General features: G+C 74.9%; 9 protein-coding genes. 4 read left to right on the forward strand and 5 right to left on the reverse strand.

Annotation, left to right across the window (positions count from 1 at the left end):
• Positions 1 to 41: 41 nt before the first annotated feature.
• Positions 42 to 998 (forward strand): GlxA family transcriptional regulator, encoded by a 957-nt coding sequence (locus tag EF903_RS24300; protein ID WP_125546549.1) that lies wholly within the window; start codon positions 42 to 44, stop codon positions 996 to 998.
• 120 nt (positions 999 to 1,118) lie between these two features.
• A complete protein-coding gene (gap, locus tag EF903_RS24305; protein WP_125546551.1) occupies positions 1,119 to 2,114 on the forward strand; it encodes a type I glyceraldehyde-3-phosphate dehydrogenase in 996 nt (331 codons plus the stop codon).
• Positions 2,115 to 2,190: 76 nt separating this feature from the next.
• Here gap and EF903_RS24310 read toward each other — a convergent pair whose 3' ends face one another.
• The 4 genes from EF903_RS24310 to EF903_RS35440 form a co-directional block, all read right to left on the reverse strand.
• Positions 2,191 to 3,225: a helix-turn-helix domain-containing protein gene (locus tag EF903_RS24310; protein WP_125546553.1), complete on the reverse strand. Its 1,035-nt coding sequence runs from the start codon at positions 3,223 to 3,225 to the stop codon at positions 2,191 to 2,193.
• 242 nt (positions 3,226 to 3,467) lie between these two features.
• A complete protein-coding gene (locus EF903_RS24320) occupies positions 3,468 to 3,845 on the reverse strand; it encodes a hypothetical protein (protein ID WP_125546557.1) in 378 nt (125 codons plus the stop codon).
• A 178-nt stretch (positions 3,846 to 4,023) separates the two neighbouring features.
• Positions 4,024 to 4,383: a PRC-barrel domain containing protein gene (locus tag EF903_RS24325; RefSeq protein ID WP_125546559.1), complete on the reverse strand. Its 360-nt coding sequence runs from the start codon at positions 4,381 to 4,383 to the stop codon at positions 4,024 to 4,026.
• Between the two features lie 56 nt (positions 4,384 to 4,439).
• Entirely contained in the window at positions 4,440 to 4,565 is a 126-nt protein-coding gene (locus EF903_RS35440) for a hypothetical protein (protein WP_260615855.1), read from the reverse strand.
• A gap of 162 nt (positions 4,566 to 4,727) precedes the next feature.
• Between EF903_RS35440 and EF903_RS24330 the strand changes: the two genes are divergently transcribed.
• Positions 4,728 to 5,483 (forward strand): bifunctional 2-polyprenyl-6-hydroxyphenol methylase/3-demethylubiquinol 3-O-methyltransferase UbiG, encoded by a 756-nt coding sequence (locus EF903_RS24330; protein WP_125546561.1) that lies wholly within the window; start codon positions 4,728 to 4,730, stop codon positions 5,481 to 5,483.
• A 48-nt stretch (positions 5,484 to 5,531) separates the two neighbouring features.
• Here EF903_RS24330 and EF903_RS24335 read toward each other — a convergent pair whose 3' ends face one another.
• Positions 5,532 to 7,538 (reverse strand): heavy metal translocating P-type ATPase, encoded by a 2,007-nt coding sequence (locus EF903_RS24335; protein ID WP_125546563.1) that lies wholly within the window; start codon positions 7,536 to 7,538, stop codon positions 5,532 to 5,534.
• A gap of 92 nt (positions 7,539 to 7,630) precedes the next feature.
• Here EF903_RS24335 and EF903_RS24340 point away from each other — a divergent pair.
• The coding region (locus EF903_RS24340; RefSeq protein WP_148142563.1) for a metalloregulator ArsR/SmtB family transcription factor at positions 7,631 to 7,996 on the forward strand (366 nt) is incomplete at its 3' end.

Genomic DNA, 7,996 nt, shown 5'->3' on the forward strand with positions numbered 1-7,996 from the left:
GCCCCGCCGCGCCCGCCGTGTCGGCGCGTACCCTCGGACGGGTGTCGTCCTCCCGTCTGAACCGCGTCGCCGTCCTCGTCCTCGAAGGAGCGAAACCGCTCGACGTCGGCATCCCCGCCCAGGTCTTCACCACCCGGGCGAGCATGCCGTACGAGGTGCGGGTGTGCGGTGCGGCCCCCGGCCTCGTCGCGGGCGGCGACGGGCTGTCGTACCACGTGAACCACGGGCTGGACGCGCTCGCGTGGGCCGACATCGTCTTCGTCCCCGGCTACCGCTTCCCCGACCGGGACGACCCTCCGCAGGGCGTCCTCGCTGCGCTGACCGCCGCCCACGAGCGGGGCGCCCGGCTCGCCGCCATCTCCACGGGCGCCTTCGCCCTGGCCGCGACGGGCCTCCTCGACGGCAAGCGAGCCACCACGCACTGGCACTACGCGCGGGCGCTCGCCGCGAAGCATCCGCGGATCCGGCTCGACGAGAACGTCCTGTTCGTCGACGAGGGCAGCGTGCTCACCTCCGCGGGCGCCGCCTCGGGCATCGACCTGTGCCTGCACATCCTGCGCGGCGACCTCGGCGTCGCCGCGTCCAACCATGCGGCCCGCCGCCTGGTCGCGGCCCCGTACCGCAGCGGAGGACAGGCGCAGTACCTGCCGCGCAGCGTGCCCGAACCCCTCGGGGAGCGGTTCGCCGCCACCCGCGAGTGGGCGCTGCGCCGGCTGGCCGAGCCGCTGACCCTGGAGGCCCTCGCCGAGCACGCGGCGGTCTCCTCCCGGACGTTCTCGCGGCGCTTCGCCGACGACACCGGCTACACGCCCATGCAGTGGATCATGCGGGCCCGTATCGACAGGGCGCGCGAGCTGCTCGAACGCTCGGAGCGCAGCGTCGAGCAGATCGCCGCCGACGTCGGCCTCGGCACCGGCGCCAACCTGCGGCTGCACTTCCAGCGGATCCTCGGCACGACCCCCACCGAGTACCGGCGCACCTTCACCCGCGGCGAATAGCGGGAAATGACGGGCCCTGCCCGGCTGGCGAGATCCTTTTGAACCGTGGCGATCACGCCACTGTCCCCGCCCGGGCGCCGCGGGCGAATCTGGTGCCGAACAGAGAAGGGGACACCGCTCATGACTCGCATCGCCATCAACGGGTTCGGCCGCATCGGACGCAACGTGCTGCGCGCGCTGCTCGAACGCAACACCGACCTCGAGGTCGTCGCCGTCAACGACCTCTCCGAGCCGGCCACCCTCGCGCGGCTGCTCGCGTTCGACTCCACCGCCGGCCGCCTGGGCCGCCCGGTCACCGTCGAGGGCGACGTCCTGGTCGTCGACGGCCGCCGCATCAAGGTCCTGGCCGAACGCGAGCCGGAGCAGCTTCCCTGGGCGGAGCTCGGCGTCGACATCGTGCTGGAGGCGACCGGCCGCTTCACGTCCGCCGCCGCGGCCGCCGCCCACATCAAGGCCGGCGCGAAGAAGGTCCTCGTCAGCGCGCCGTCGGATGGCGCGGACGTCACCCTCGCCTACGGCGTGAACACCTCCGCCTACGACCCGGCCGTGCACACGATCGTCTCGAACGCCTCCTGCACCACGAACGCGCTCGCGCCGCTCGCCTCCGTCCTCGACGACCTCGCCGGGATCGAGCACGGCTTCATGACGACGGTGCACGCCTACACGCAGGAGCAGAACCTGCAGGACGGCCCCCACCGCGACCCCCGCCGCGCCCGCGCCGCCGGCGTCAACATCGTGCCCACCACGACGGGCGCCGCCAAGGCGATCGGCCTCGTCCTGCCGAACCTCGACGGCAAGCTGTCCGGCGACTCGATCCGCGTCCCGGTCCCGGTCGGCTCGATCGTGGAGCTGAACACCACCGTGTCGCGCGAGGTGACCCGCGAGGACGTCCTGGCGGCGTACCGCGCCGCCGCCGAGGGCCCCCTCGCCGGCGTGCTGGAGTACTCCGAGGACCCGCTGGTCTCCGCCGACATCGTCGGCAACCCCGCCTCCTCGATCTTCGACTCGGCGCTCACCCGCGTCGACGGCCGCCACGTCAAGGTGGTCGCCTGGTACGACAACGAGTGGGGTTTCTCGAACCGCGTGATCGACACCCTCACGCTCCTCGCCGGCTGACCCTCCCCGCGCGTCAGCACGATCCGGCCGCCCGGTCTCCCGGGCGGCCGGAGCCGTCTCCCCGGATGCCGCCCGGTCACCCGCGGGCCGCGCTGCGCAGGGCCGCCGGTGTGGTGCCGTACCAGCGCCGGACCGCGCGGCGCAGGGCGCGGGCATCGGCGTACCCGCTGCGGGAGGCGATCGCGTCCATGCCGAGGTCGGTGGTGTCGAGCAGCCGGGTGACCAGGTCCCGGCGCAGCCTGTCCAGTTCACCGTTCCAGGTGGTGCCGTGCTCGTCGAGGCGCCGCTGGAGGGTGCGGGTGCTGACGGCCATCCGCCGCGCCACCCCGGCGAGCGACGGGCCGCTGCCGTCGTTCGCGGAGGCCAGCGCCGTGCGGAACAGGTCCAACCAGTCGTGCAGGGGGATCGCGGTGGCGAGGGTCTGCTCGGCGTGCCGGCGGAGCACCGCGGAAAGGCCGGGTTGGGCGTGGGGGGTCGGCGCCATGAGGTCGGAGGCAAGGAAGGTGACCGAGCTGACCGGGGTCTCGAAGTCGATGGCGCGAGTGCCGTACAGCCCGGCGAGGGCGTCGTGCCGGCGGGGCGCCTCGGCCGCCACGGCCACGCGGACCGGGACGAGCCGCCGCCGTGCGGCCTCGCTCAGGCGCTGCCGGCACAGGCCCAGGGCGTAGCCGCGGACCGCGCAGGCCGCCTCGTGGGCCAGGTCGGCGCGGTTCACGTGGCTGATGGTCACCTGCCCGCCGTCCTCGGTGACGCGCAGGGTGTCCGTGCCGGTGTCGGCGACGAGGGCCAGGTGGGCGGCGGCGTCCCGGATGCCTTCGAGCGGGGTGGGCGCCGAGGTGATCAGGTAGTCCCACACGCCGAACGTTCCGATGGCCGACTGCCGCGTCAGCAGCAGGGACAGCTCCGTCCACGGCACGTGAGCCGTCGCCAGTTCCGCGATGCGGTTGCTCGTGGCCGTGGGCATCCGGCACAGGTCGTCGTCGAGGTGCTCCGCCGCCGCACCGAGCAGGTGGCCGTAATCGGCCCGGGGGACGCCGAGCAGGGAAGCGGCGTTGACACTGAGCCGGGTGAGGGCGGAGGACGTCGTCCCCTGGTGCGCATGCGAAACCACAGGGCGTGAGCATAGGACAGCTCCCGGCGCAAGCCGCTCGCGGGAGTCCGGCGGGGGATGCCCCTCTCGCGGCGCCTGCGGTCCCCGCGATGGCGTGCCGGGTCCCCATGGTGGCGGGCGGTGCCCCTGGGCCGGCCGCGCGGCCCGGAGGAGGATGGGGGACGACCGCGGGGCCGCGACCGGGACGGGGGTCCGGTCGCGGCCGCGCGCCGCCGGCGTGCCCGGCGGACGTACGCCCGCGGCTACAGGACGGCGACCGTGAAGGCGTTGTCGACGTAGCTGCCGTTCAGGTCGTACGTGTACACCGTCACGGAGTTCGTGCCGCAGACCGCGTTCGGCGCGGTGCTGAAGCTGCGGCGGTTGGAGTTGGGCAGCTCGACCTGGACGATGCTGAACGCCAGGTTCACCTGGTCTCCCACGTTGACGCAGTAACGGCCGCGGTCGATGTGCCGCACCCAGTCGATGTTCTTCGCCCGCCGCAGCACCCCGGAGGGGCTCACGTCGGCCGCGGCCTGCACGTACGGCGAGGTGATCGGCGCCGGGTCCGCCGCGGCGGCGGGCACGGCGAGCGCCCCGGTCAGTGCGGCGGCGGCGAGGACGACGGGACCAGATCGGCGCATGGTTCACACTCCCGGCGGACGGCGGCCCACTGCGAGCCGCCTGCGGCTCCCCACCCTCCCCGACCCGCGCGGGTCGTGCGGCCGAAACGCCGGGCGGTGCTCGGCCACCCGGGACCGAACGTCACCCGGTCGGCCTCGCTGCGCGGCCCGCGGCCGGGGCGGGGCCGACCGGGCGCCGTCAGAAGCGGCCCAGCGGCGCGTCGCCCCAGTAGCCGCCGACCTCCCGGTGGTGGTCGGCGCTGCCCAGGTGCTTCTCCCGCACGAACTCCGGCGCGTCCTTGACCTGCTCCCTGGTCCGGTCGACGTAGATCTTCCGCTCCGCGGCGTCGATGCGGGTGATCGTCCCGGCGGGCAGCAGCACCTGCCGGCCGAAGATCCAGGGCCCGGTGTCGACGACGATCCAGGAGGCGTCGGCCTCGTCCGAGTGCTTGTCGACCTTGCCGATGCCGCCGTCGACGGCCTCGACCTTGTACCCCGTCAGGTCGACGCCCTCCAGGCGGCCGACGGTGAGGCGGTAGACCCAGATGTTCCCGCTCATGGGCTTCGGTTCCTTTCTCGGCGGTTCTCGGGATGCGGCGGCTCGGCCGGAGCGGCTCAACGGCCCCCGGCCAGGCTGTGGATGAGCACGCCCAACGCGAAGGCGAGCAGCAGCAGATGCAGCCAGACCGGCCCCGGCGGGGCCGGTTCGGCTGCCAGTGACGAGAGCTGGTTTCCTGTCATGCCGCTCGCCTGCCCCCGCACGGCCGATTGACGCACCCTTCTTCCTCCGCGGCGCCTCCCCTCCGCCCCGCGGCCCTACGCTGGCCCGGCACGCGGCACGCCGGAGCCCTCCACCGCGCGCCGCACCGCGCCCGACGGCACCCGGCGAAAGGACGACCCGACATGGACGACCGCGCATGGCGGGAGCTCGACCCCTCCCACCCCCGCTACCGGCAGGTCTTCCGCACCTACCTCGCCCACACCGACGAGAAGGAACGCCAACGGGACCACCTCCTCGACGTGGTGGAGGCCCTGCCCCGCCGGGACGTCTTCGTGGACGCCGGGGCCGGCCCCGGCTACTTCACCGCCGCCCTCGCCCCCCGCTTCCGCAGGACCGTCGCCATCGAACCCGATCCCGCCCTGCGGGGCGAACTGCGGGCCGCCTGCCCCGCGGCGGAGGTCCTGCCGGTGCCGATCTCCGCCGCGGCCGTGCCCGAACCCGCCGACCTCGTGCTGTGCTCGCACGTCCTCTACTACGTCCCCGAGGCCGAATGGCGCGGCCACCTCGCCGCCCTGCTGTCCTGGGTCCGGCCCGGCGGGGAACTCGTCCTCGTCCTCCAGCACCCGGGCAGCGACTGCGTGGCCATGGCCCGCCACTTCGGCATCCGCACCCCCGTCCTGGACGGGGCCGCCGCCGTGCTCGACGACGCGGCGGCGGGCCGGCCCTACACCGCGCGGCGGCACGTCCAGCCCGCGTCCCTGCGGCTCCCCGACCTCGCCACCGCCCTCGAAGTCAGCGAACTCGTCGTCGGCCCGCTCGACTCGCCGGCCGCGCGGGAGACCGTCGCCGCCTATCTGCACGAGCACGGCGGCGACCCGTCCGGCGGCTTCCTGCTCAGCTGCGACCAGGAGTTCCTGCACATCAGGTGCGACGGCTGACCGGCGCGCGGCCGCCGCGGCGGCGGCCCCGGGTGCGGGCCCGCGGGCTCACGGCACCGCGGGCCGCGGCCAGGCGGCTTCGCGCAGCAGGCGCAGCCCGTTGAGGCCGACGATGAGGGTGGACCCCTCGTGTCCGGCGACGCCGAGCGGCAGCGGCAGCGTGCCGACCAGGTCCCAGGCCGCCAGGACGGTGATGAAGGCCGCGGCGATCACCAGGTTCTGCACGACCAGCCGGCGGGCGGTGCGGGAGAGGGCGACTACGGCGGGCACGGCGGCCAGTTCGTCGCGGACGACGACCGCGTCGGCGGCCTCCAGGGCGAGGTCGGAGCCCGCCTTCCCCATGGCGATCCCGCAGTGGGCGGCCGCGAGCGCAGGGGCGTCGTTGACGCCGTCCCCGACGACCAGGACCTTCAGGCCCTCCGCCTCCCACGCCCGGACGGCGGCGGCCTTGTCCTCGGGCAGCAGCCCGGCGCGCACGTCGGTGATGCCCAGCTCGGCGGCGAGGCGGCGCGCGGCGCGCTCGTTGTCCCCGGTCAGCAGCACCGGGCTGCGGCCGGTCAGCTCGGCCAGGGCGGCCACCGTCGCCCGCGCGTCGGGCCGCAGCCGGTCGGCGATGCCGAGCACCCCGACGGGGGCGCCGTGGCGCAGGACGACGACCGCTGTGCGCCCCGCCTCCTCCAGCGCAGCCGCCTCCCCCGCGCAGGCGATGGCGTCCGGCCCCGGTTCCAGGGCCGGTTCGGAACCGGGGCGGCCGCGGAGGAGCGCGGCGGGGGAGCCCACCTCGATGCGCTGTCCGTCGACCGTGGCCGCCACGCCCCGCCCGGGGAGGGAGGAGAAGCCGGTGGCGTCGCCCGGTACGGGCTGCCGCTCGCGGGCGGCCGCCACCACCGCACGGGCCAGCGGGTGTTCGCTCGGGTGCTCGGCGCGTGCCGCGAGCAGCAGCAGGGCGTCCCGGTCGAGGCCGCTGCCGGGCAGCGGCCGGACGTCGGTGACCTGCGGGGTGCCCTCGGTGAGGGTGCCCGTCTTGTCGAGGGCCGCGAGATCGGCCTGGCCGAGCCGCTCCATGACGACGGCGGACTTGGCGAGCACGCCGTGGCGGCCGGCGTTGGCGATCGCGGACAGCAGCGGCGGCATCGTGGACAGCACGACCGCGCACGGCGAAGCGACGATCATGAAGGTCATCGCCCGGAGCAGCGCGGAGGAGAGGTCGTCGCCGAACGCCAGCGGGACGGCGAAGACGGCGAGGGTCGCGAGGACCATCCCCGCCGAGTACCGCTGTTCGACCTTCTCGATGAACAGCTGGGTGGGGGCCTTCGTCGCGGAGGCCTCCTCGACCATCCGGACGATCCGCGCGATGACCGAGTCGGCCGGGTCGCGTTCCACCCGCACGCGCAGCGCACCGGTGCCGTTGACGGTGCCCGCGAACACCTCGTCGCCCGCCAGCCGGGCCACCGGCAGCGGCTCGCCGGTGATACTCGCCTGGTCGACCTCGCTCTCCCCGGCCAGCACCCGCCCGTCCGCGCCGACGCGTTCTCCCGGCCGCACCAGGATCGTGTCCCCGACCTCCAGCCGCGCGGCGTCGACCTCCTCCTCCGTCCCATCAGCCCGGATCCGGGCGGCGGTCGGCGGGGCGAGATCGAGGAGCCCGCGCACCGAATCCGCGGTGCGCGCCGTCGCAAGGGCCTCCAGGGCGCCGGAGGTGGCGAAGATGACGATCAGCAGGGCGCCGTCGAGGACCTGCCCGATCGCGGCGGCGCCGAGCGCGGCGACGACCATCAGCAGGTCCACGTCCAGCGTCCGGCCCTTCAGGGCCTTCAGGCCCTCCTTGCCGGGCTCCCAGCCGCCGGCTGCGTAGCAGCCGGCGAACAGCGGCCCCCACAGCCAGGCCGGGCCGCCCGACAGGTACGCGGGCAGGGCCAGCAGGAAGAGCACCAGCGCCGCCAGCGCCCACCGGGCCTCCGGCAGCGCGAGGACCCGCGTACGCCGGACGGGCGGCGCGGCGCGGCGGGTTCCGGCGGCGGCCGGAGCGGTGCGCTGTTCCAGACCTGAGGACATGGCAGGACGACCCTTCGGGGCGGGCGGGAGGACCCGACCACCATACAAGAACATCTGAAGAGGTCTTCAAGTGTCGTCGGTATCATGGTGCCATGGGCCACGGAACCGTCAGCCAGGGCAGGACCACCCGCGAGCGCCTCGACGCGGTCGGTAGCGCCGACGTCGCCGCCACCCTCCAGGCCCTCGCCACCCCCTCGCGGCTGCACATCCTCGCCCGCCTCCAGGAGGGCCCCTGCTCCGTGGGCGACCTCGCCGACGCCGTCGGCATGGAGGCCTCCGCCTGCTCCCACCAGCTCCGCCTGCTGCGCAACCTCGGCCTCGTCGCCGGCGAGCGGCACGGCCGCTCGATCGTCTACTCCCTCTACGACGACCACGTCGCGCACCTCCTCGACCAGGCGCTCTACCACGTCGAACACCTCCGCCTCGGCCTGCGCGACACGCCCGCCCCACCCGCGGAA

This window comes from Streptomyces sp. WAC05292 (assembly GCF_003949955.1).
GTDB classification, from domain to species: Bacteria; Actinomycetota; Actinomycetes; order Streptomycetales; family Streptomycetaceae; genus Streptomyces; species Streptomyces globosus.